Annotated in this window: 17 protein-coding genes, 1 tRNA gene and 5 pseudogenes; 15 read left to right on the top strand and 8 right to left on the bottom strand. The window is 56.9% G+C overall.

All coding sequences use genetic code 11. The features are described from left to right. Nucleotides 1-39 precede the first annotated feature (39 nt). A complete protein-coding gene (gene tnpB / locus AO064_RS31285) occupies nucleotides 40-375 on the bottom strand; it encodes an IS66 family insertion sequence element accessory protein TnpB (protein WP_064053773.1) in 336 nt (111 codons plus the stop codon). Then, entirely contained in the window at nucleotides 372-689 is a 318-nt protein-coding gene (gene tnpA, locus AO064_RS14565) for an IS66-like element accessory protein TnpA (RefSeq protein ID WP_064053772.1), read from the bottom strand. Before tnpA ends, tnpB begins: the two co-directional genes overlap by 4 nt. Nucleotides 690-788: 99 nt before the next feature. Between tnpA and AO064_RS14560 the strand changes: the two are divergent. Continuing rightward, nucleotides 789-2,005, top strand: a pseudogene (locus AO064_RS14560) (transposase); the annotation flags it as partial. 956 nt (nucleotides 2,006-2,961) lie between these two features. Here AO064_RS14560 and AO064_RS30270 read toward each other — a convergent pair. Beyond that, nucleotides 2,962-3,174 (bottom strand): annotated as a pseudogene (locus tag AO064_RS30270) (site-specific integrase); the annotation flags it as partial. A gap of 195 nt (nucleotides 3,175-3,369) precedes the next feature. Between AO064_RS30270 and AO064_RS14555 the strand changes: the two are divergent. Together AO064_RS14555 and AO064_RS14550 are read left to right on the top strand one after the other, a co-directional pair. Beyond that, nucleotides 3,370-3,621: a hypothetical protein gene (locus AO064_RS14555; RefSeq protein WP_064053771.1), complete on the top strand. Its 252-nt coding sequence runs from the start codon at nucleotides 3,370-3,372 to the stop codon at nucleotides 3,619-3,621. A 655-nt stretch (nucleotides 3,622-4,276) separates the two neighbouring features. Then, nucleotides 4,277-7,627: a VPA1262 family protein gene (locus tag AO064_RS14550; RefSeq protein WP_082893939.1), complete on the top strand. Its 3,351-nt coding sequence runs from the start codon at nucleotides 4,277-4,279 to the stop codon at nucleotides 7,625-7,627. Nucleotides 7,628-7,784: 157 nt separating this feature from the next. Here the strand turns inward: AO064_RS14550 and AO064_RS31500 are convergent, their stop codons facing one another. The 3 genes and pseudogenes from AO064_RS31500 to AO064_RS14535 all read right to left on the bottom strand — a co-directional run. Beyond that, complete coding sequence (locus AO064_RS31500) at nucleotides 7,785-7,910, bottom strand: hypothetical protein (protein WP_279615283.1); 126 nt, start codon at nucleotides 7,908-7,910, stop codon at nucleotides 7,785-7,787. 152 nt (nucleotides 7,911-8,062) lie between these two features. Next, nucleotides 8,063-8,905 (bottom strand): annotated as a pseudogene (locus AO064_RS14540) (chromosome segregation protein SMC). Between the two features lie 98 nt (nucleotides 8,906-9,003). Further along, nucleotides 9,004-9,350, bottom strand: a pseudogene (locus AO064_RS14535) (DUF927 domain-containing protein); the annotation flags it as partial. Nucleotide 9,351: 1 nt separating this feature from the next. Between AO064_RS14535 and AO064_RS14530 the strand changes: the two are divergent. Then, nucleotides 9,352-9,549, top strand: a pseudogene (locus AO064_RS14530) (DUF3077 domain-containing protein); the annotation flags it as partial. 152 nt (nucleotides 9,550-9,701) lie between these two features. On the opposite strand, the gene AO064_RS14525 reads toward AO064_RS14530, so the two are convergent. Continuing rightward, nucleotides 9,702-9,786, bottom strand: a tRNA-Leu gene (locus AO064_RS14525). Nucleotides 9,787-9,894: 108 nt separating this feature from the next. On the opposite strand from AO064_RS14525, the gene queA reads away from it, so the two are divergent. From queA to AO064_RS14495, 6 genes are all read left to right on the top strand, one after another. Continuing rightward, the gene (gene queA / locus AO064_RS14520) at nucleotides 9,895-10,944 is read left to right on the top strand and encodes a tRNA preQ1(34) S-adenosylmethionine ribosyltransferase-isomerase QueA (RefSeq protein ID WP_064053768.1); all 1,050 of its coding nucleotides are present in this window, start codon (nucleotides 9,895-9,897) and stop codon (nucleotides 10,942-10,944) included. A 5-nt stretch (nucleotides 10,945-10,949) separates the two neighbouring features. Further along, a complete protein-coding gene (gene tgt, locus AO064_RS14515) occupies nucleotides 10,950-12,065 on the top strand; it encodes a tRNA guanosine(34) transglycosylase Tgt (protein WP_003175976.1) in 1,116 nt (371 codons plus the stop codon). Between the two features lie 43 nt (nucleotides 12,066-12,108). Next, nucleotides 12,109-12,447, top strand: a complete 339-nt coding sequence (gene yajC / locus AO064_RS14510; protein ID WP_003175975.1) for a preprotein translocase subunit YajC — start codon at nucleotides 12,109-12,111, stop codon at nucleotides 12,445-12,447. A 62-nt stretch (nucleotides 12,448-12,509) separates the two neighbouring features. Beyond that, a complete protein-coding gene (gene secD, locus AO064_RS14505) occupies nucleotides 12,510-14,378 on the top strand; it encodes a protein translocase subunit SecD (RefSeq protein ID WP_043205853.1) in 1,869 nt (622 codons plus the stop codon). Between the two features lie 9 nt (nucleotides 14,379-14,387). Next, nucleotides 14,388-15,302: a protein translocase subunit SecF gene (secF, locus tag AO064_RS14500; protein WP_064053767.1), complete on the top strand. Its 915-nt coding sequence runs from the start codon at nucleotides 14,388-14,390 to the stop codon at nucleotides 15,300-15,302. 124 nt (nucleotides 15,303-15,426) lie between these two features. Beyond that, nucleotides 15,427-15,969, top strand: a complete 543-nt coding sequence (locus tag AO064_RS14495; protein ID WP_064053766.1) for a glycine zipper 2TM domain-containing protein — start codon at nucleotides 15,427-15,429, stop codon at nucleotides 15,967-15,969. 161 nt (nucleotides 15,970-16,130) lie between these two features. Here AO064_RS14495 and suhB read toward each other — a convergent pair whose 3' ends face one another. Continuing rightward, entirely contained in the window at nucleotides 16,131-16,946 is an 816-nt protein-coding gene (gene suhB / locus AO064_RS14490; RefSeq protein WP_015885749.1) for a type III secretion system regulator SuhB, read from the bottom strand. 145 nt (nucleotides 16,947-17,091) lie between these two features. On the opposite strand from suhB, the gene trmJ reads away from it, so the two are divergent. From trmJ to iscU, 5 genes are all read left to right on the top strand, one after another. Continuing rightward, nucleotides 17,092-17,862 carry a tRNA (cytosine(32)/uridine(32)-2'-O)-methyltransferase TrmJ gene (trmJ, locus tag AO064_RS14485; RefSeq protein ID WP_064053765.1) on the top strand — a complete coding sequence of 257 codons (771 nt, stop codon included), beginning with the start codon at nucleotides 17,092-17,094 and terminating at the stop codon, nucleotides 17,860-17,862. A 2-nt stretch (nucleotides 17,863-17,864) separates the two neighbouring features. Next, nucleotides 17,865-18,647: a serine O-acetyltransferase gene (gene cysE / locus AO064_RS14480; RefSeq protein ID WP_064053764.1), complete on the top strand. Its 783-nt coding sequence runs from the start codon at nucleotides 17,865-17,867 to the stop codon at nucleotides 18,645-18,647. A 301-nt stretch (nucleotides 18,648-18,948) separates the two neighbouring features. Then, a complete protein-coding gene (iscR, locus tag AO064_RS14475; RefSeq protein WP_003194020.1) occupies nucleotides 18,949-19,440 on the top strand; it encodes a Fe-S cluster assembly transcriptional regulator IscR in 492 nt (163 codons plus the stop codon). A 50-nt stretch (nucleotides 19,441-19,490) separates the two neighbouring features. Next, a complete protein-coding gene (locus AO064_RS14470) occupies nucleotides 19,491-20,705 on the top strand; it encodes an IscS subfamily cysteine desulfurase (protein WP_010207898.1) in 1,215 nt (404 codons plus the stop codon). Nucleotides 20,706-20,804: 99 nt separating this feature from the next. Next, nucleotides 20,805-21,191, top strand: coding sequence for a Fe-S cluster assembly scaffold IscU (gene iscU / locus AO064_RS14465; protein ID WP_003175965.1), 387 nt, complete (start codon nucleotides 20,805-20,807; stop codon nucleotides 21,189-21,191).

Below are 21,191 nucleotides of genomic sequence, written 5' to 3'. Positions count from 1 at the left end.
TTACCAAAGCGATCCACCTGCCACAGCTGAAAAGCAAGGCTAAATCACTGTAATTACGCCGTTAGCGCCAACTCTCTGCCATGGCAAACCGAGCACCAGCGCTTGAAAATGTTCAGCGTCGAGCCCGACTTCCAAGCCGCGATGAGTGCCAGGCCAGTGAAACTTGCCTTGGTTCAAACGCCTCGCGGCAAGCCAGATGCCCACGCCATCGTGCACCAGCACCTTCATCCGGCTGGCCCGGCGGTTGGCGAACAGATAAGCGCAGTGCGGCTTCGCCGCACCGAACACAGCGACCACGCGGGCCAACGCAGTTTCGGTGCCGGCGCGCATGTCCATGGGCTCGGTGGCTAGCCAGATGGCGTCGATGCGTATCATTGCGAGAGGCTGCGGATAAAACGTGCGCAGCCGTCCGGGTCGGAGATGGGCCATTTGACCGTGATGGATTTGTCGGCCAGCGGCAGTGCGATGACCACAGCTTCATCAGCGTGCCGTTTAGGCATCGGTTGCAGCGGTACAAACGCGGGAAGTGGCGCGACGGGTTTATCACGGTAAATCGGCAGCCACTTGCGAATCACGTTGGCATTGATGCCGTGGCTGATGGCGACGCTGGAAACTGAGGCACCGGGTTTCAGGCATTCCTGTACGACCTGGGCCTTGAAGGGTTTGGGATAGGAGCTTCGTTGGCGCATGGAAATCCTGGCGATAAGGGTGATCGCGTCCGCTTAAAAATAGGCGGACACCATCGCCCTTAATTCCGGATTTCTGAAGGTGTGTTCGCTGGCCGCTTACGTCCTTCGATTGATCCTGAGTTGATGATCCGCATGCTAGTCGTGGGCTATTGCTATGGCATTCGCTCCGAACGGCGCTTGTGTGAAGAGGCTTATTTGAACTTGGCGTATCGCTGGTTCTGCCGGTTGAGCCTTGAGGATGAAGTACCTAATCACTCTACGTTTTCCAAGAATCGACACGGCCGTTTCCGGGACAGCGATCTGTTTCGCTGGTTTTTTAATGAAGTGCTGCATCGCTGCATGGACGCGGGTCTGGTCAAGGGCGAAGGCTTTGCCGTGGACGCCAGCATCATCAAGGCGGACGCGAGTCGGCAACATGGAGCGCCTAGCGATGAAGAGATCAACTGGCGCGACCCGTCTCTGAGCACTCGTGCTGTCCGTGAATACCTCGAAGCACTCGATGAGGAGGCGCTCGCTGAAGCTCTTCCCAAGCGCTTATCGCTGACTGATCCTTTAGCCCGTTGGACGGCCGCCCCGGGTGGCCCAGCGTTTTTCGCCTATTCCACGAACTACCTGATTGATGTCGAGCATGGCGTGATCATGGATGTAGAACCGACACCGGCTCATCGAACGGCCGAGGTCGAGAGCACCAAAACCATGATTGATCGAGTCGAAGAGTTGTTCGACATCAAACCGGATCGCTTAATCGGTGACACCGCATATGGCACAGCACCGATGTTGGCCTGGATGGTGGAAGAGAAAGATATCGAACCGCATGTGCCGGTGTGGGACAAAACCGAGCGCAAGAACGACAGTTATTCGAGCAACGATTTCCACTGGAATGACGAGGCTGAGGAGTACTCCTGCCCGGCCGGCAACCCATTGCGCAGCGAATGGCGAGCCTTCAAAAATGAGCGCTCACACGTCACCAAAGCCAACACCATCATCTTCCGATCCAGACAGACCGACTGCGCGACGTGTCCGATGAAAACCAAGTGCTGCCCGAACACTGCGTTTCGTAAGATCGCCCGCAGCGTCCATGAAGCTGCTCGGGATACGGCCCGGCGCATTGCAGCAACTCCGGCGTATCAGCGCTCTCGCCACGAACGTAAAAGGTCGAAATGTTGTTTGCCCACCTCAAACGCATCCTGAAATTGGATCGCTTGCGACTTCGTGGCATGAGTGGCGCGACGGATGAATTCACGCTGGCCGCTGCGGTGCAGAACCTACGACGGCTGGCCAAATTTTCATCTCAAGGGCCACCAGTCACGGGATAGGTGCGCCTGCACCAAGCAAAAAACCTCAAATTAACCAAATAACAGAGCAGCAACGGTCAACGAAGGGCCGAAAAACCACTCAATGTGGTGAGTAGGCTCTCCAGTGGTGGTCGTGCCTGAGTTTAGGCGATCTGAAAATCCGACTTTTTCAACAGAATCGGCCAGAAGCAGTCATTCAATACTCTACAAAATCAGGGGCGATTCAGAATTTTCTCTCCTCCATTTTCGGATCACCGGTAGGGCATTGCACGGGCTCGCCTTCCTGTGCATTCGACTTAACCATTCATGCGCACCATTTTTGACCAGCAAGATTAGCGGAAAACAGCAAGACATAAAAATGCGCTAAAATCGTTGGCCATGCTCACTGGGACGGATTAAAGCCCGCCCATTAGCCGAATGGTAAATGGAAAATCAAAGTCGGCAACATGGTCCAAAATAAATGAAGTTTAAAGATGGTGATAGAATAAAAATTAAGCCGCACTTGTGGTGGCCGAATGGTGGAGTTGGAGTGGTTTCGTTACCACCAGAATTTGTAAAAGGAGCTTTTGGAAAGCGAGGTTGCATTCACTAGTGCTCAGCGAACTATTGCTGGCAAAGAAAGAGTTATCACGAGTGCCTGGGTTAATTTTGACGAGCCGGCAATGGATTGTAGTGGTGACGGCCCTTACATCGGCGGAGAGGTCTCCATAGAATATTTGGAGCATATATAGTGGAGCAACCGCTGGAGGTCGCATTGCGTCAGTGCGCCATCCAATGGCAGCAGACATCATTGATCTCGCGCAATAATATTTATGGCGGTCAAGAAACGGATAATTAGAACAAAGCATTACCGTAAAGGCTTGGACGTTCGCGTCGGAAATTAATAGAACTCTCCTGGAGGCCGTTTTTTTGCCCTCCCAGAAGGGCTGCTCTGGGTCGGTTAGCGACGGCCTGACCTCGACCGTCGCTATTCATGGTCAAACCTCAGTCTGTTCCTCCATTTCCACGGCGTCATCGACCTCAATCCCCAGGTATCGAACAGTGCTCTCCAGTTTCGTATGGCCGAGCAGCAACTGAACCGCCCGCAGGTTCTTTGTCTTGCGATAAATCAATGATGTCTTGGTACGTCTCATTGTGTGGGTGCCATACATGGCGGGATCGGGGCCCACGGTTTTCACCCAACCTTTAACCGGCCAAAAGCGGACGCTTATCGGCGCATGATCGAACTAAGTGCCGCCGGCGCCATAAAATTAATTTTGGTCTGACTAGTATTTTGCGCACCTAGACGAAGCACGCGGAAGGTGTTCAACCTGAGGCACGCTTTTAATGATATTTTTAATACTCGGCCAATTTGAACCCCAAAACAATTAACCGCAGGAAAGAGTATGTCCGACATACCCATGATTAAATCGACGGAAGTGTTCTCTCGCCTTAGCGCATTTCATCCCAGTATCGAAGTTTGGCCAGATATCGAGTTTTCAAATGATGGTTATGCTTACTACTGGTTGGTGGCGCACAGCGATGGCGCGATCCGTATTCTTTCCTATGTCCGCTGCAAAGGCGGTGGCTGCGAGCAGCGCACCTATGATGTTGAGGGCGATGATCTTTGGATCCCAGCTGGAACGGCCGTGGGCTGACAATTCATTCAAGCCGACACAGCTCCGCGGCTTGGCTTAATTCTCAGGTGTTAGTGACTGCTTTTGGCCGATTGTGTTGAAAAAGTCGGTCCTTCCAGGCTGCGCATGTACTGACTGATGAAAATGTCTTTTTTGCGCGCAGCTACGCGAAATCTGAGCCCTGAACCCTCTGCTCAAAGTAGAGATTTCAATCTTAAACGCATATTTTTCTGCCGTGGAAACCATGGCCGACTGTTTTCAACAGAATCGGCCGATTACTGCCTGTCGCGACCGGCTGAAAACGGCCGAGGCTGTGTAAAAACGTTTTCGAGCGCGACGGGTACTCAAAATCGGAATGGAAATCGCGCATTTGCGTGAAATGCATATCTGCTGACGTGCAGATAAATGTCAGATTCAACGTAGACGCGCGCATTTCAATTTTTACGAAGCGTTTTTACACCCTCTGGGCCAGAAGTGGACATCTGCTTATAGCCGGTGCCGACCTGAGGTGAACAGGATACTGTTGGCACCGACTCAGACTTTGAGTCTCCGCGCCGACAATCTAGTGAGTCATCTGATATGTGCGCGGTCCCTACAAACATGGGGGATTGAGCTCGATGTTCGCGGACGTCGATAAATCTCCCTCAAGGTGGCTAATTCCAGCGTTGGAGTTCACATGAGAATACGGAAAGATACTCGAAAGGAATCAATGGCTCCTACGCTAGATGACCTGCTCAACGATGATCGGCTGGCGCGGCTGTTTTCAACGGATGCTCGCCACTGTGCATTGCAGCTTTGGATCCTGCAGATCAGGTCCGAGCAACAGATCGAAAATCGCATCGTCTATGGCCGCTTGCTCCCCTACAGTTACTCCAGTGATAGCTGGTCATACAGCGACGACAATAAACTTCAGGACTTCGGGTTGTTCCAGGCTCAGGTGGTCCGGCTCAACCTGTACGTAAGCAGCGTCCACTGTGCGGAGCTTCTACGACAATTAAGCGTCGGCCACTCCATCTCAACAGTCAGCGAAAACCTGAATATTGGGCTAGCGGACCAATTAAAAGCGCGGTTCGGCACGACCGCACTCGCTGCAGATGATCTGGTTTATCGACCCGTAGCCTATCTGCTCAATAGAGATGCGCATGACCGCCATTCACTCTCCAGCCCTCACGGTGGCTCTGGTGCTTTCAGTGCATCGATCTCTCAGAGAGACAAGGGGGCGCTGTTGCATCTGGGGCAGGGCTACGATGTCGCCTTGACCGAATCAGTATTGAAACACCTGAGCGCAGATACAGGCCTCGACTTTGGAGGGCCTGATACCGTCAGGTTTGGCGATCTTGAGCTGCTTGTGTTTCCTGCGCTGGACGACCTAGAGCGGTGCTTACTGAGCGTTACCTGGGTTGATACACCTCGTGCCTTGATTGCCCGCTTCAACCCGGCTCAGATACCGCACTTCAAAGGCTTCCAACTCCACCTGAAAGTCACGAACGGCGACCAAATCGTCTACTCAAATATCATCACTGCGGAACGTGATGCAGAAGGAATATTTGAGTGCAAGTTCGTTCTGGGCGACCAGTTGCACGCCAGGGTCGACGGCACAGAACTAGAGGTTTTCGGCATTCATGATGACCCTCCTCGCGGGAGCACGCTGTGTTGCCGATGGGGAGTCGGATACGTTAGAGAGATTCATTTTCAGGGGCATGCGGTGGGTCAAGGAGCCAACCCAGTCAAGTTCGATTGGCTAGAAAGAACTACTCGCCCCGCCACGTCCCCCCGGGTGAAAGCTGCCCTGACGATCAGTCGCGGAAATAAGGATCTCGCCAGCCGTGTAGGCGGGCGTGAGGCGGATCCTTGGGTCCCGGCTAACCGCTACCTCGCAGCTTTGTTTACGCGGCTCCATCCACCTAAATCAGAGGGGCGTTTTTTCCAACGTGTTAGCCAAGGCAGTGGTGAGGGACGGCTGCAGTTTGTGGAGTGGTTCAAGACGCTGCTAACCAAATACCAGCAGCATCAGGTGATTATCTTCGATCCGTATTTCGACTCCGCCGGTTTGGGATTGGTATTGATCTGTGCAGCACAGCAGACTGACTACATCGTTTTCAGATCCCTTCCAAAGCCCATCAAGGAAGATAAACCCCTACGTCGCAAGTCCGATAAGACAGGCCAGGAAGGTGTTAATAACTTGCTGGCAAATTGCGAACAGAACCGCCATCTCATGGCGCGGGTCAAGCTACGTATCTACGGGCTTAAGGAAGGCCGGCTGCATGACCGCTACATTTTAATCATGGGATCAGATGGGCTACCGGTCGCGGGCTTCAATCTATCCAACTCGTTTCAGAAAGCCGCCGAAAACTACCCCTTACTGGTTACTCCAATTCCATCGGATGTACTGCTGCAGGTTGAACAATACAAGTCCGTGCTGTTACGGGAAGCGGAGGCCGTACTGTCTGAGGGCGAAACCGGGAATCCTTCCATGCGGATTCTATTCGACTCCTCGGCGTTGCCAGTGGCACCGCGCCGTTATGAACCAATGCGCTTCTTAGAAAAGCCCCAGGCAGGTGACGTACTAAGCGTATGGGCCGGAGAACCATCACTACAAGGGTTGAGTGGCGATCCGTTGAGGGAACGGATGGTGACACTGAACATACTCAAGGGGGACTCGCTCGCCCTGCCTGAGACGGAAAGCCTGCGCAATTGCCTAGAGCGGCAGACTGGCAATTTAGAAGGCTTCACAGCAACTTGGGAGGTGGTCGGCGAGTTGCTAGCACATTCACGCACTGAGGACGGCCACTTTCATGAACTCGAATCCGAGCGCGGCATTCTGGAGCGCTTGGTACAGTTCCTTAATTCATCGTTCAACCGAACGTATGAGCGGGTGGATGAGGAATTGGCTGTGGCAGACACTCGGTTCTTTCATGAGCCGGTTGAGACCTTGCTACGCAGCTCTTATCAACCACACCACTTTTTTCATGCAACAAAGTATGCAGCTCTAACCTGGGCGGAGTATTTCACCATTAAATTTCTTTGGTGGTATGCCTCAGACGCTCTGCTGGAAATTGCTGAGACGCAGATGGTCGACGTACCGATGGAGCCGCAAGATTCTGATGCATTGAGGCTGTCGCTCTTAAGCCAGGTCATCAACGAAATTGCACTGTCACTGCAGTTCCAAATCAGTGAGGTGCAACAGCGTCGGCTCGTCCATAGCAGTAGCGGTCTGCTGCAATGGATGGGACTTAACGCAATTGAGATGAAGTTGGAAAACTCTGGGGGGCTCGACAGCGTACTGCAGTTGGTGTCCGATTTTTCGTACGACGAACGGGTGCGAGCTCTAGGCTGGATGATTTGCCACGCAGCCGGGAGACCAGATAAAGGTGAGATATACAAAGGCCTAATCGAGGCACTCGATGGAGTACTGGCAGCGAACATCTCTGGCAAAGAACTAAGGCATATAGTCGACTCCATGCGCGGACATATGCGGCGCCTAACTTGGGCCGAGCCGTGGCTCCCTCAGGATGTGATTTTCCCCTTGCTGCAAAATGATCGCGCAAATACCGACGATGCCTGCGGTATCTGGGTTCAGGAACTGACGAGTTTACTGGAGCCAAAGCTTAAAAATCAGTCAAGGCTGTTTGAGCTTTCACGTGAGGGGCAGATGACCAACACAGCTGCTTTTCTCTTTGCCTATAGCGGCCACGAGAGGCAGCAGGGCTGTCTGAAAGAGATGTGGAAGATCTTGAGGCGGCAGCAACGGATCGTGCGGCAGCCTCTCGCTAGCACTTCCGATTGGACAAGATGGCACGATGCTTTAGTGGTATCGATGTGGATACTGACCTTTGCCCGTTGGAGTGAGTACTACTTGCGTGAGCGCGGTATTACTGACAACGAACTTGAGCGACTGTCGTTGGGCACCCGCGAGTTAGCGATGGTTAGACCGATGGACGAATGGCGGTCGGGGAGGGGCGGCGACGGCAATCTGGCTGTGTTCCTTGATCAAGTGGAGGAGCTCTTAGCCTCAAGTGCCGAGTAAGAAACGGGTGGATTACCTGTAATCAGGTTATCCGCTTTTGGCCGGACGTGGTCATAAGCTCTCAGGCGCCACAGGCCGAAAGCCGAACAAATCTGAACCCTTGCTTGTGAAGAAGGGATTTAGCTATGCGGAAGCTGCTTAGGCTTCCGCTTCTCAATTACCCGTCCTTTCTTTTGAGTTGAAGGTCAATGAAATCAAGCTCTGCCTTGATTGCATCAATCGTGAGCGTTTCAACCTTGGTGTCTTTGTTTGCTCTTGCGTAGAGCTTTTTCACTCCAGCCATACCGGCAATTGTTCCGTTCAAATGCAGCTTTCGGGCCTTTAGGTAATCAGTAATCAGGCATCTGAGCGCTGTTTTGTGGTGGTTTATTCATGGTTAGACCGAGGTGGGCCCAAAGCAACCGCCTTTGCTGGTTGCTTCGGGGAGGTTTTAGGTTACGCCGCCAGTAGGTCAAGCAGGCTGTGCTGAAGTGAGCGATCCACGAGTTCTCGCCAGGTCCAGCTTCCGAAGTGCTCGCCCTGTTCAGGGATATCCAGCTTCATCAGTGCAATCGGGTCTTGACTAATCAGTTGTCGTGCAGCCCACAGCTTGCCGCCGCTCTCCAGCAGTGCTTTCGCTGCCTCGTTCCATTGTTCTTCCAGCACAGTGTTCGCCAGGTGAGCCGCTTTGCTCTCGATCTTGGCGCGTTCTTTTTGTGCATCCGCGATGTGCAGATCAATCGTCACAAGCTCCTGCTCCAGTGCGCTGATGAGCAACTGTTGGCGGCGGTGATGCTCAACCGCCGCCGTAAGGTTTTTTGCTGCCTTTTGAGCTTCGGCGTTTGCCGCTTTCTCGCCTTCCACATCGCCCCAGGCGACAGCCTGCGCATAAGCGGTGGCTTCGTCCGTTTCAGTTTGTCGAGCCTTTGCCATGTCTTCCTGATCGCTCTGGCGGACTTGCTGCAACCTAGTCTCGATGCTGCTGCGCTTTTCGTTAAGCTCCATCAGTCGGCTTTCCAGTTCGCAATGCCGCTGAGGTAACCCGCAGCCAAGCTCTCACGGTTCGCCAGAGCGTCGAGGCGATCGATTTTTTTAATTCAGGCGATAGATCTCATGATCTCGTGAGTCAATGCGTCTTTTGCGATCGTTGATCTCATTTTGCACTGCCCGTTGACGGCCTTGCTGGATAACCTCCGGGCTTTCCAGCGCTTCCTCGAAGGGCGCCAGGTCCCGCTGACTGCTCTCCATTTCGAGGGGCAGTGTGTCGCGGCAGTCTTTCAGTTCTTGGATAGCGTTCATCTGTATTGTCTCTAGGTACTGCGGTTGATAGGGATGGTTGTCGAACGGCTGGCGAGGCCGGTAATGAGCCGGCACTACCTCTATCAGCAGGCATGCCGTCAAGCGGGGTTGGCCTCGTCTTCATCCGTTCCTGGAGCCGTCTTCACCGCGCTGATATTCATGCCCTTGAAGATCTCGGCCCTCAGACTTCAGGCAGCACGTAGCAGGTGTTGGTGGTGTGCAGGGCATCGCCCATGCCGTGTTCCATCGTCATGCCAAAGCCCAACCGATCAATCGTGCGTGGACCGTGTTCATCAATCTTGGCGGCGGCAGATTCCCTGCGGGTAAAGCGGCTTTCCCAAAAACGCTCGATGACCTGGCGCAACCGCGCCAAAATCGCATCGCCCTCGAAGTTACCGGCGCCGCCGCGTTCGGCCAGCCACGCATGCAGACGCACCGATGCGGCGGCCTCCGAACTTCTCCACCGCTCAGAAATGCTGGCATTGCATGCAGCAATGGACACAAGCGCAGATCGCTATGCCTGGGCGGCGCATTATTTGGGGGAGATGGCGAAGGCGGTGGTGGATGATGTGGCGAATGGGATGTTGCCGAATGGGGTGTTGGCAGAGGGTGACGCGGGGGAGGGGGGGAGGCACGTAGTTTGAGGGTGTTTGGGCTTGCGTCTTCGCAGGCAAGCCAGCTCCCACAGGGGATTGTGTTTGAGCTTGATAGTGGGCGCTAAGCAGTGAGTCCTCTGACCACCCACTTTTTGACAGACGAAAAAAAAGACCTTGAATTTCAAGGTCTTTTTTTAAGATGGTGCCCCGAGGGAGACTCGAACTCCCACTCCTTTCGAAAACGGATTTTGAATCCGCCGCGTCTACCAATTCCGCCATCAGGGCTCAATGGCGGCGAAGTATAGAGATGAGATTACCGTTGGTCAATCACGTTTCATGGTCAATTTTGACTATTTCCGCTAGACTTCCCGGCCCTGCTAGACGAACCCCATCATGCGCGTTGCTGACTTTACTTTTGAGCTCCCTGATTCGCTGATCGCTCGCCACCCTTTGGCCGAGCGTCGCGCCAGTCGACTGCTGACCCTGGACGGGGTGAGCGGTGCCCTCGCACACCGTCAATTCACTGATTTGCTTGAGCATTTGCGCCCAGGCGACTTGATGGTGTTCAACAATACCCGGGTGATTCCGGCGCGGCTGTTTGGCCAGAAAGCTTCCGGCGGCAAGCTGGAAATTCTGGTGGAACGGGTGCTGGACAGCCATCGTGTGCTGGCCCATGTGCGCTCCAGCAAGTCGCCGAAACCGGGCTCTTCGATCTTGATCGATGGCGGTGGCGAAGCCGAGATGGTGGCGCGGCATGATGCGCTGTTCGAGCTCAAGTTCGCCGAAGAGGTGTTGCCGTTGCTGGAGCGCGTCGGCCATATGCCGTTGCCTCCTTATATAGACCGCCCCGACGAAGACTCGGACCGCGAGCGCTATCAGACGGTGTACTCCCAGCGTCTGGGTGCCGTCGCCGCACCGACTGCCGGGCTGCATTTCGACCAGCCGCTGCTGGATGCGATTGCAGCCAAGGGCGTCGAGACCGCCTATGTGACCCTGCACGTGGGGGCCGGCACGTTTCAGCCGGTGCGTGTGGATAACATCGAAGACCACCATATGCACAGCGAGTGGCTGGAAGTCAGCCAGGACGTCGTGGATGCGGTTGAGGCGTGCAAGGCGCGCGGCGGGCGGGTGGTTGCGGTGGGTACCACCAGCGTGCGCTCGCTGGAGAGTGCGGCGCGTGATGGCGTGCTCAAGCCGTTCAGTGGCGACACCGATATCTTTATCTACCCAGGCCGGCCGTTCCATGTGGTCGATTGCCTGGTCACCAACTTCCATTTGCCGGAATCCACGCTGTTGATGCTGGTGTCGGCATTTGCCGGTTATCCCGAGACCATGGCCGCTTATCAAGCCGCCATCGACAATGGGTACCGTTTTTTCAGCTACGGTGATGCGATGTTTATCACCCGTAATCCGGCGCCACGCGGCCCAGAGGAACAACTATGAGTCGTATGTCGTTTGAATTGCTCGCCACTGACGGCAAAGCCCGTCGTGGTCGCCTGACGTTCCCGCGCGGCACCGTCGAGACCCCGGCGTTCATGCCCGTGGGCACTTACGGCACTGTCAAAGGCATGCTGCCACGTGACATCGTCGCCACCGGCGCCGAGATCATCCTCGGCAACACCTTCCACCTGTGGCTGCGCCCGGGCACGGAAGTGATCAAGAAGCATGGCGACCTGCATGACTTCATGAAGTGGCAAGGCCCGATCCTGACCGACTCGGGTGGTTTCCAGGTGTTCAGCCTGGGCGCCATGCGCAAGATCAAGGAGGAGGGCGTGACCTTCGCCTCGCCGGTGGACGGTTCCAAGGTGTTCATGGGCCCGGAAGAGTCGATGCAGGTGCAGCGCGACCTGGGCTCCGACATCGTGATGATTTTCGACGAGTGCACGCCGTATCCGGCTGACGAAGACGTCGCGCGGATTTCCATGGAGTTGTCCCTGCGTTGGGCTCAGCGTTCGAAGAATGCCCATGGCGACAACACGGCGGCGCTGTTCGGCATCGTCCAGGGCGGCATGCACGAAAGCTTGCGTAAACGCTCGTTGGAAGGCCTCGACAAAATCGGTTTTGACGGCCTGGCCATCGGCGGTCTGTCGGTGGGCGAGCCCAAGCACGAGATGATCAAGGTGCTGGATTACCTGCCGGGCCTGATGCCTGCAGACAAACCTCGTTACCTTATGGGCGTTGGCAAACCGGAAGATCTCGTAGAGGGTGTGCGCCGCGGTGTGGACATGTTCGATTGCGTGATGCCAACCCGTAATGCCCGCAATGGGCATCTGTTCATCGATACAGGCGTGCTGAAGATCCGTAACGCGTTCCATCGCCATGATGATTCGCCGCTGGATCCCACCTGTGACTGCTACACCTGCCAGAACTTCTCCCGTGCTTATCTGCACCATCTGGACAAGTGCGGGGAAATGCTGGGTAGCATGTTGAATACCATCCACAATTTGCGTCACTACCAAGTCCTGATGGCTGGTTTGCGCGAGGCTATTCAACAGGGTACATTGGCCGCCTTCGTCGATGCCTTCTATGCCAAGCGCGGGCTCCCTGTGCCGCCCTTGGACTGAGTTTTCCGACCCTAAGATTCACTATTTGCAACTGGAGTGCTAAATGAGCTTTTTTATCTCTAACGCCATGGCTGATGCCGCTGCGCCTGCTGCTGCCGGCCCTATGGGCGGTGGTTTCGAGTGGATTTTCCTGGTCGGTTTCCTGGTTATCTTCTACCTGATGATCTGGCGTCCACAGGCCAAGCGCGCCAAAGAGCAGAAAAACCTGCTGGGCAGCCTGCAGAAAGGTGACGAAGTTGTGACCACCGGCGGCATCGCCGGCAAGATCACCAAGGTTTCCGATGCTTTCGTGGTGCTGGAAGTCTCTGACACCGTCGAAATGAAGTTCCAGAAAGGCGCCATCGCCGCCACGCTGCCTAAAGGCACGCTGAAAGCGATCTAAGTAACAACCTTTACCAATCGACGGGGCGCGCAAGGCGCCCCGCGTTATAAGCGGGCGGCGTGATGCTGAACAAATACCCTCTGTGGAAATACGTACTGATCCTGGCGGTGCTGGCGATCGGTTTTATTTATTCCGCTCCCAATCTCTATCCTGATGACCCTGCGATCCAGATCACGGGCGCCAGCACTTCGCTGCAAGTCAATCAGGCTGACCTGGAACGCGCGAGCAAAGCGCTGACCGATGCCGGTATCCAGGTTAAAGCGGCAACATTGGCAGCTGATGCGAAGGGCGGCTTGTTGCGCCTGACCAAGCAAGAAGACCAATTGCCGGCCAAAGATGTCGTGCGCAAGGCCATGGGCGACGACTACGTGGTCGCGCTCAACCTGGCACAGACCACACCCGCCTGGCTGCGCAGCATTGGCGCGCACCCGATGAAGCTGGGTCTGGACTTGTCCGGTGGTGTGCACTTCCTGCTGGAAGTCGACATGGACAAAGCCCTCGACGCGCGCCTGAAAGTCTACGAAGGCGACGTGAAGAGCCTGCTGCGTAAAGAAAAGCTGCGTTATCGCAGCCTGCCGCAGCTCAACGGTGCCATCCAGTTGGGCTTCGCTGACGAAGCTTCCCGCGAACAGGCCCGTGCGCTGATCCGCAAGAACTTCAACGATTTCGACATCGTACCGGCTGACCTCAATGGCCAGGCTGTACTGCGTCTGGCGATGAGCCCGGCGAAGATCGCGGAAATCCGTGAATACTCGATCAAGCAGAACTTGACCACGGTCCGTAACCGCGTCAACGAGCTGGGTGTGGCCGAGCCGATCGTTCAGCGCCAGGGCGCCAACCGCATCGTGGTTGAGCTGCCGGGCGTACAGGACACCGCTGAAGCCAAGCGTATCCTCGGTAAAACCGCCAACCTGGAATTCCGCTTGGCGGCTGAGCCGGGTGCTACCCGCGCCACTTCCGAAGAGTTTGAGTTCCGTGAAGGCAACCGTCCTCCTGCGTTGATCGAGCGTGGCTTGATCATCACCGGTGACCAGGTAACTGACGCCAAGGCCGGTTTCGGCGAGCACGGTACACCTGAAGTGAACATCCGCCTGGATGGCCATGGCGGCGAACTGATGAGCCGCGCCACGCGCAGCAACGTCGGTCGTAGCATGGCGGTGATCTTCATCGAGCAACGCCCGGTGACCACCTACACCAAGCAGATGGTCAACGGCGTCGAGAAAGACGTGCCGGTACAGACCTTCAAGGAAGAGAAGAAGATCATCAGCCTGGCGACCATCCAGTCGCCGCTGGGTGCTCAATTCCGTATCACTGGCCTGAACGGCCAGGGCGAGTCCTCGGAACTGGCCTTGCTGCTGCGTGCTGGCGGCCTGGCTGCGCCGATGTACTTCGCTGAAGAACGTACCATCGGCCCGAGCCTGGGTGCGGACAACATCACCAAGGGTGTTGATGCAGCCTTGTGGGGCATGCTGTTTGTGTCGCTGTTCATCATCGCCATCTACCGCTTCTTCGGCATCATCGCCACCGTGGCCCTGGCGGGCAACATGGTGATGCTGCTGGCCTTGATGTCGCTGCTGGGTGCTACGCTGACCCTGCCAGGCATCGCCGGTATCGTACTCACCATGGGTATGGCGGTGGACGCCAACGTACTGATCTTCTCGCGGATCCGTGAAGAGATCGCCGCGGGCATGACCGTACAGCGCGCAATCAACGAAGGCTTCGGCCGGGCATTTACCGCGATTCTCGACTCCAACCTGACCACATTGCTGGTCGGCGGGATTCTCTTTGCCATGGGCACCGGCCCGGTCAAAGGTTTTGCGGTAACCATGTCCCTCGGTATCTTTACCTCGATGTTCACGGCCATCATGGTGACCCGCGCAATGGTCAACCTGATCTTTGGCGGGCGTGACTTCAAGAAGTTGTGGATTTAAGGGGCTGCCATGTTACGTACAATCAACTTCATGGGCGTTCGCAACATTGCGTTCGGCGTCACCGTGCTCCTTACCGTTCTGGCGTTGTTCAGCTGGTTCCATAAGGGCCTGAACTACGGGCTGGACTTCACCGGCGGTACGCTCATCGAGCTGACCTACGAGAAGCCGGCCGACGTTACCCTGGTGCGCAGCGAGCTGGTCAAGGCCGGCTACCACGAGGCCGTGGTGCAGAGCTTCGGTGCCACCACCGACCTGCTGGTGCGTATGCCTGGCGAAGACCCGCAACTGGGGCACCAGGTTGCCGAGGCCTTGCAGAAGGTCGGCGGCGACAATCCGGCGTCGGTCAAGCGCGTCGAGTTCGTGGGCCCGCAAGTCGGTGAAGAGCTGCGCGACCAGGGCGGCCTCGGCATGCTGATGGCGCTGGTCGGCATCATGATCTACCTGGCGTTCCGCTTTCAGTGGAAGTTCGGTGTCGGCGCCATTGTGTCGCTGATCCACGACGTGATCGTGACCGTGGGTATCCTGGCGTATTTCCAGATTACCTTCGACCTGACTGTACTGGCGGCGGTGCTGGCGATCATTGGTTACTCCCTCAACGACACCATCGTGGTATTCGACCGGGTTCGTGAGAACTTCCGGGTACTGCGCAAGGCAACGTTGGTCGAGAACATCAACATCTCCACCACCCAGACCCTGCTGCGGACCATGGCGACGTCGATCTCCACCTTGCTGGCGATTGCGGCACTGATGATCTTCGGTGGCGACAACCTGTGGGGCTTCTCCCTGGCGCTGTTTATCGGCGTGCTGGCGGGTACCTACTCGTCGATCTACATCGCCAACGTGGTGCTGATCTGGCTGAACCTCAGCAGCGAAGACTTGATCCCTCCTGCCGCTACCGGCAAGGAGGTCGACGACCGCCCTTGATGGGGTGTCGTTGACTTGCTGTTACAAAGAAGGCACGAGGATTGAACTCGTGCCTTTTTTTTTGCTCCAAGGCTGGGTATAGCGCGGATCGTTCGGTCCGTTTGTGATGGTCAGGAGGTTCAACGTGAACAAGTCGTTACTGGTTGGTGCGGTATTGGGTGCTGTCGGTGTGACTGCCGGGGGTGCTGTTGCCACCTACAGCCTGGTAAAAAGCGGCCCTGAGTATGCGCAAGTGCTGGCGGTGCAGCCGGTGAAAACCCAGATTAAAACGCCGCGTGAGGTCTGCAAGGACGTCGCCGTGACTCGGCAGAAGCCCGTGCAGGATCAGCACCAGATCGTCGGTACGGTGGTCGGTGCACTGGCCGGTGGCCTATTGGGTAACCAGGTCGGTGGCGGTAATGGTAAGAAGCTGGCTACCGTAGCTGGTGCGGTCGGTGGCGGTTATGCCGGTAACAAGGTTCAGGAAGGTATGCAGAACCGCGATACCTACACCACCACGCAAACCCGTTGTAACACCGTCAACGACATCAGCGACAAGGTTGTCGGTTATGACGTGCGTTACACCTTGGATGGCAAGGAAGGTTCGGTGCGTATGGATCGTGATCCAGGCGGCCAGATTCCGATCGACAAGGAAGGCCGCTTGGTGCTGGGCCAGAACCAGCAGTAATCCCACGCCTGGTACAGATGCAAAAAATTGTGTGAGTTCAAAATGTGGGAGGGGCTTGCCTCCTCCCACAGTTGATTTGTGTTGTTGCTGGAGTCGCGGCAAACCTCAAATCCCAGGCATAAAAAAAGCACCCCTTGGGGTGCTTTTTTGTGCCTGCTCGCTTAACGCTTCAGCGAAGCCGGCAGGTGCGGCTGGATCGCCGTCAGTACTGCCTTGAAGCATTTGGTGTTGCCGGCAACCACGTGGCCTTTTTCAAGGAAGTCGTGACCGCCGGTGAAGTCGCTCACCAAGCCGCCTGCTTCCTGGATCAGCAGCGCGCCTGCAGCCATGTCCCACTCGGACAGGCCCGACTCCCAGAACGCATCAAAACGACCGGCAGCCACGTACGCCAGGTCCAGGCTTGCCGCGCCAGCGCGACGGATGCCGGCGGTCTGGCCAACCAGGGCGCGGAACATGCCCAGGTAGTTTTCCAGGTTGTCCATCTGGTCGTCACGGAACGGGAAACCGGTACCCAGCAGGGCGCCGTCCAGGCTGGTACGACCGCTGACGCGCAGGCGGCGACCATTGAGTTGGGCGCCACGGCCACGGCTGGCGGTGAATTCTTCCTGGCGGACGGGGTCCAGCACAACGGCGTGTTCCAGGCGGCCACGGTATTTGCACGCGATGCTCACGGCAAAGTGCGGGATGCCGCGCAGGAAGTTGGTGGTGCCATCCAGTGGGTCGATGATCCACAGGTAGTCTTCGCCTTCGCCGCTGCCTTTGTGCATACCGGTTTCTTCGCCGAGGATGCCGTGGGTAGGGTAGGCCTTGCGCAGAGCGTCGATGATTTTCTGTTCGGCGGCGCGATCCACCTCGGATACGTAATCCTTGGCGTCTTTTTCGTCGACCTTGATGGTATCCAGGCGCTCGATGGAGCGGAAGATCAATTCACTGGCGCTGCGGGCGGCGCGCAGCGCGATATTCAGCATGGGCTGCATGGATGTGTCACCTAAGGTTGTTAAAGAAAGCCGAGCATTCTAGCAGAAACTTTCTTCAGGTGAAGGACGACGTTAGCTTTCATGGCATAACCTTAGGCTGTTCTGTAAGATTTGCTCCCCTTTCCCGTGTCCGAGAGCGCCTCCCTTGCTGCAAAACATTCGTGTCGTCTTGGTCAATACCAGTCATCCCGGCAACATCGGCGGGGTGGCGCGAGCCATGAAGAACATGGGGCTGACGCGCCTGGTGCTGGTCGAACCGCGTCTGTTCCCGCACCACGAGGCTGACGCCCGTGCGTCCGGCGCCAATGACATCCTGGAAAAAGCCCAGGTCGTCGCCACCCTGGAAGACGCCCTGGTCGGCTGCAACCTGGTACTCGGCACCAGTGCGCGCGACCGCCGCATCCCCTGGCCGCTGCTGGATCCGCGCGAATGCGGCACCAAAGTGGTGGAAGAGGCGGCCGGCGGCGCTGAAATCGCCCTGGTGTTTGGCCGTGAAGACTCCGGCCTCACCAATGAAGAGCTGCAGCGATGTCATTATCACGTGCACATTCCATCAGACCCTGACTTCAGTTCACTGAACCTCGGGGCAGCGGTGCAGGTGTTGAGTTACGAAGTGCGCATGGCCTGGCTGGCCGCTGAAGGGCAGCCAAGCAAGGTCGAGAAGGATGAAGTGGCGTCGACCAAAAGTGGCGAATTGGCCACGATGGACGAGCTGGAGCGGTTTTATGAGCACCTGGAACAAACCCTGGTGGCCATCGAATTCCTCGATCCGGAAAAACCACGGCACTTGATGGCGCGCCTGCGCCGCCTGTACGGGCGTAGCTCGGTCAGCCGGGCAGAAATGAATATATTGCGTGGCATCCTCACGGAAACCCAGAAAGCGGCCCGTGGCGAGCTTCTTAAGCGGAAGGATTAAAAATGTTCGAGCGTTTGCGAGAAGATATCCAAAGTGTTTTCCACCGTGACCCGGCGGCGCGCAATGCCTTTGAAGTGCTGACCTGCTACCCGGGCATGCATGCGATCTGGATCCATCGCCTGTCCGGCGCCCTGTGGGGCATGGGTTGGAAGTGGCTGGCGCGCGTGGTGTCGAACTTTGGTCGCTGGTTGACCGGGATCGAGATTCACCCAGGGGCCAAGGTCGGTCGTCGCTTTTTTATCGACCATGGCATGGGCATCGTGATCGGCGAGACTGCCGAGATTGGCGATGACGTGACGCTTTATCAGGGTGTGACCCTGGGCGGCACCAGCTGGAACAAAGGCAAGCGTCACCCAACGCTGGAAAATGGCGTAGTGGTAGGGGCGGGCGCCAAGGTGCTCGGCCCCTTCACCGTCGGCGCCGGTGCCAAGGTGGGCTCGAATGCGGTGGTGACCAAGGCTGTGCCGCCTGGCGCAACCGTGGTGGGTATTCCGGGTCGCATCATCGTCAAGCCGGAGGTCGGCGACGAGCAAGAAGCCAAGCGCAAGGCCATGGCCGAGAAAATCGGTTTCGATGCCTATGGTGTCAGCGAAGACATGCCCGACCCGGTGGCCCGCGCCATCGGCCAGTTGCTCGACCATCTGCAGGCGGTGGACGGCAAGTTGGACGGCATGTGCGGCGCGCTGAAGGATCTGGGCAGTTCGTACTGTGCGAAAGATCTGCCTGAGTTGCGCGAAGAAGACTTCGCCGAAATCAAGGACGACGCGGCTACCAAGGCAGGCTGAGGTCTCGTCACCACCACAGGACCCCTGTGGGAGGGGGCTGCCCCCGATAGCGGTGTGTCAGCCACAGATTTATTGGCTGCTGCACTGTCATCGGGGGCAAGCCCCCTCCCACATGACGATCTCCATAGGGGTTGAGATTCCTGCTTGGCCTTATCCCCGCTGTTCGTCCCCACCCCATCCTGCTATGATTCGCGCGCCCTTTTTACGGGTAATCCCGACTAAAGCACTAGGTCTTATAGTTGACTTAAATACTCGGGAATCGCATACTCGCTCCCATTCTGAAACACCTTGGTACTTGTCCATGAGACTGACTACAAAAGGCCGATACGCGGTGACCGCCATGCTTGACCTGGCTTTGCACGCGCAAACTGGGCCGGTGTCCCTGGCCGATATCTCCGAGCGCCAAGGCATTTCCCTGTCCTACCTTGAGCAGCTGTTCGCCAAGTTGCGCCGCAGCAACCTGGTTTCCAGCGTTCGTGGGCCAGGCGGCGGCTATCAACTGTCCCGCGACATGCAGGGCATCCAGGTAGCCCAGGTGATCGACGCAGTCAACGAATCCGTCGACGCGACCAAATGCCAGGGCCTGGGTGACTGCCACGCCGGCGACACCTGCCTGACGCACCATTTGTGGTGTGACCTGAGCCTGCAGATCCATGAGTTTTTGAGTGGTATCAGCTTGGCTGATCTTGTGACTCGCCGTGAGGTGCAAGAAGTAGCCCAGCGTCAGGACCAGCGCCGTTGCAACACTAAGGCGCCGCGTCTGGACAAGATCGAAGCGTCCGCCGTCGAGTGACAGCCGAAGAGCTAACGGCACGCCAGCCAGCCTGATTTAGGAGAAAGTCCATGAAATTGCCGATTTACCTTGATTACTCAGCGACCACCCCGGTTGATCCGCGTGTCGCGCAAAAGATGAGCGAATGCCTGCTGGTTGACGGAAACTTCGGCAACCCAGCCTCCCGTTCCCACGTATTCGGCTGGAAAGCCGAGGAAGCGGTCGAGAACGCTCGTCGCCAGGTCGCTGACCTGGTCAACGCCGATCCGCGTGAAATCGTCTGGACCTCCGGTGCCACCGAGTCCGACAACCTGGCTATCAAGGGCGCGGCGCATTTCTACGCGACCAAAGGCAAGCACCTGATCACCACCAAGATTGAGCACAAGGCTGTCCTCGACACCATGCGCCAACTGGAGCGTGAAGGTTTCGAGGTCACCTACCTCGAGCCGACCACCGACGGTATCGTCACTCCGGCCATGATCGAAGCCGCGCTGCGTGAAGACACCATCCTAGTGTCCGTGATCCACGTGAACAACGAAATCGGCACCATAAACGACATCGCAGCCATCGGCGAACTGACCCGTTCCAAGGGCATTCTGCTGCACGTCGACGCTGCTCAGTCCACCGGCAAGGTCGACATCGACCTGTCGAAACTGAAAGTCGACCTGATGTCGTTCTCCGCCCACAAGACCTACGGTCCTAAAGGCATCGGCGCCCTGTACGTGAGCCGCAAGCCACGCGTGCGCATCGAAGCCACCATGCACGGCGGCGGTCACGAGCGCGGCATGCGTTCGGGCACCCTGGCGACCCACCAGATCGTCGGCATGGGCGAAGCCTTCCGCGTAGCCAAAGAAGACATGGCTGCTGAAAACGTGCGCATCAAGGCCCTGAGCGACCGCTTCTACAAGCAGGTCGAAAACCTTGAAGAGCTGTACATCAACGGCAGCATGACTGCCCGCGTACCGCACAACCTGAATTTGAGCTTCAACTACGTCGAAGGCGAGTCGCTGATCATGGCGCTCAAGGACCTGGCGGTTTCGTCCGGTTCGGCCTGCACCTCGGCGTCCCTTGAGCCTTCGTATGTACTGCGTGCCCTGGGCCGCAACGACGAACTGGCACACAGCTCGATCCGCTTTACGTTCGGCCGCTTCACCACCGAAGAACAAGTCGACTACGCCGCGCAGAAAGTCTGCGAAGCCGTCAACAAGCTGCGTGTACTGTCGCCGCTGTGGGACATGTACAAAGACGGTGTCGACATTTCCAAGATCGAGTGGGCGGCACACTAACTATAGAAGCCGCCACCCCAGCTCTGTAGCAACGTGGCGGAAAACGCAGGCGTTTCTACAGGGTTCCAGAGCGGCCCTGATGAGTGAGGATTCAGTACCATGGCTTACAGCGAAAAGGTCATCGACCACTACGAAAACCCGCGCAACGTCGGCAAGATGAACGCGGAAGACCCTGATGTCGGCACCGGCATGGTCGGCGCTCCGGCGTGCGGCGATGTGATGCGCCTGCAGATCAAAGTCAACGACGCTGGCGTTATCGAAGACGCCAAGTTCAAGACCTACGGCTGCGGTTCGGCCATCGCCTCCAGCTCCCTGGCGACTGAATGGATGAAAGGCAAGACCCTGGATGAGGCTGTCACTATCAGCAACACCCAGCTGGCCGAAGAACTGGCCCTGCCGCCAGTGAAAATCCACTGCTCCGTACTCGCTGAAGACGCCATCAAGGCGGCCGTTCGCGACTACAAGCAGAAGAAAGGCTTGATCTAA

This window comes from Pseudomonas marginalis (assembly GCF_001645105.1).
Classification (GTDB): Bacteria; Pseudomonadota; Gammaproteobacteria; order Pseudomonadales; family Pseudomonadaceae; genus Aquipseudomonas; species Aquipseudomonas petroselini.
Note: the sequence above shows the minus strand (reverse complement) of the source record. Positions and strands in the feature narration are given on the sequence as shown.

What these genes read in the sequence shown, in the direction of transcription:
- iscU (WP_003175965.1), top strand. Translation starts at nt 20,805, where the DNA reads ATGGCTTACAGCGAAAAGGTCATCGACCACTACGAAAACCCGCGCAAC.
- AO064_RS14555 (WP_064053771.1), top strand. Translation starts at nt 3,370, where the DNA reads ATGTCCGACATACCCATGATTAAATCGACGGAAGTGTTCTCTCGCCTT.
- AO064_RS14550 (WP_082893939.1), top strand. Translation starts at nt 4,277, where the DNA reads ATGAGAATACGGAAAGATACTCGAAAGGAATCAATGGCTCCTACGCTA.
- tnpA (WP_064053772.1), bottom strand. Translation starts at nt 689, where the DNA reads ATGCGCCAACGAAGCTCCTATCCCAAACCCTTCAAGGCCCAGGTCGTA.
- queA (WP_064053768.1), top strand. Translation starts at nt 9,895, where the DNA reads ATGCGCGTTGCTGACTTTACTTTTGAGCTCCCTGATTCGCTGATCGCT.
- iscR (WP_003194020.1), top strand. Translation starts at nt 18,949, where the DNA reads ATGAGACTGACTACAAAAGGCCGATACGCGGTGACCGCCATGCTTGAC.
- suhB (WP_015885749.1), bottom strand. Translation starts at nt 16,946, where the DNA reads ATGCAGCCCATGCTGAATATCGCGCTGCGCGCCGCCCGCAGCGCCAGT.
- tgt (WP_003175976.1), top strand. Translation starts at nt 10,950, where the DNA reads ATGTCGTTTGAATTGCTCGCCACTGACGGCAAAGCCCGTCGTGGTCGC.
- secF (WP_064053767.1), top strand. Translation starts at nt 14,388, where the DNA reads ATGTTACGTACAATCAACTTCATGGGCGTTCGCAACATTGCGTTCGGC.
- AO064_RS14470 (WP_010207898.1), top strand. Translation starts at nt 19,491, where the DNA reads ATGAAATTGCCGATTTACCTTGATTACTCAGCGACCACCCCGGTTGAT.
- yajC (WP_003175975.1), top strand. Translation starts at nt 12,109, where the DNA reads ATGAGCTTTTTTATCTCTAACGCCATGGCTGATGCCGCTGCGCCTGCT.
- tnpB (WP_064053773.1), bottom strand. Translation starts at nt 375, where the DNA reads ATGATACGCATCGACGCCATCTGGCTAGCCACCGAGCCCATGGACATG.
- secD (WP_043205853.1), top strand. Translation starts at nt 12,510, where the DNA reads ATGCTGAACAAATACCCTCTGTGGAAATACGTACTGATCCTGGCGGTG.
- AO064_RS31500 (WP_279615283.1), bottom strand. Translation starts at nt 7,910, where the DNA reads ATGGCTGGAGTGAAAAAGCTCTACGCAAGAGCAAACAAAGACACCAAG.
- cysE (WP_064053764.1), top strand. Translation starts at nt 17,865, where the DNA reads ATGTTCGAGCGTTTGCGAGAAGATATCCAAAGTGTTTTCCACCGTGAC.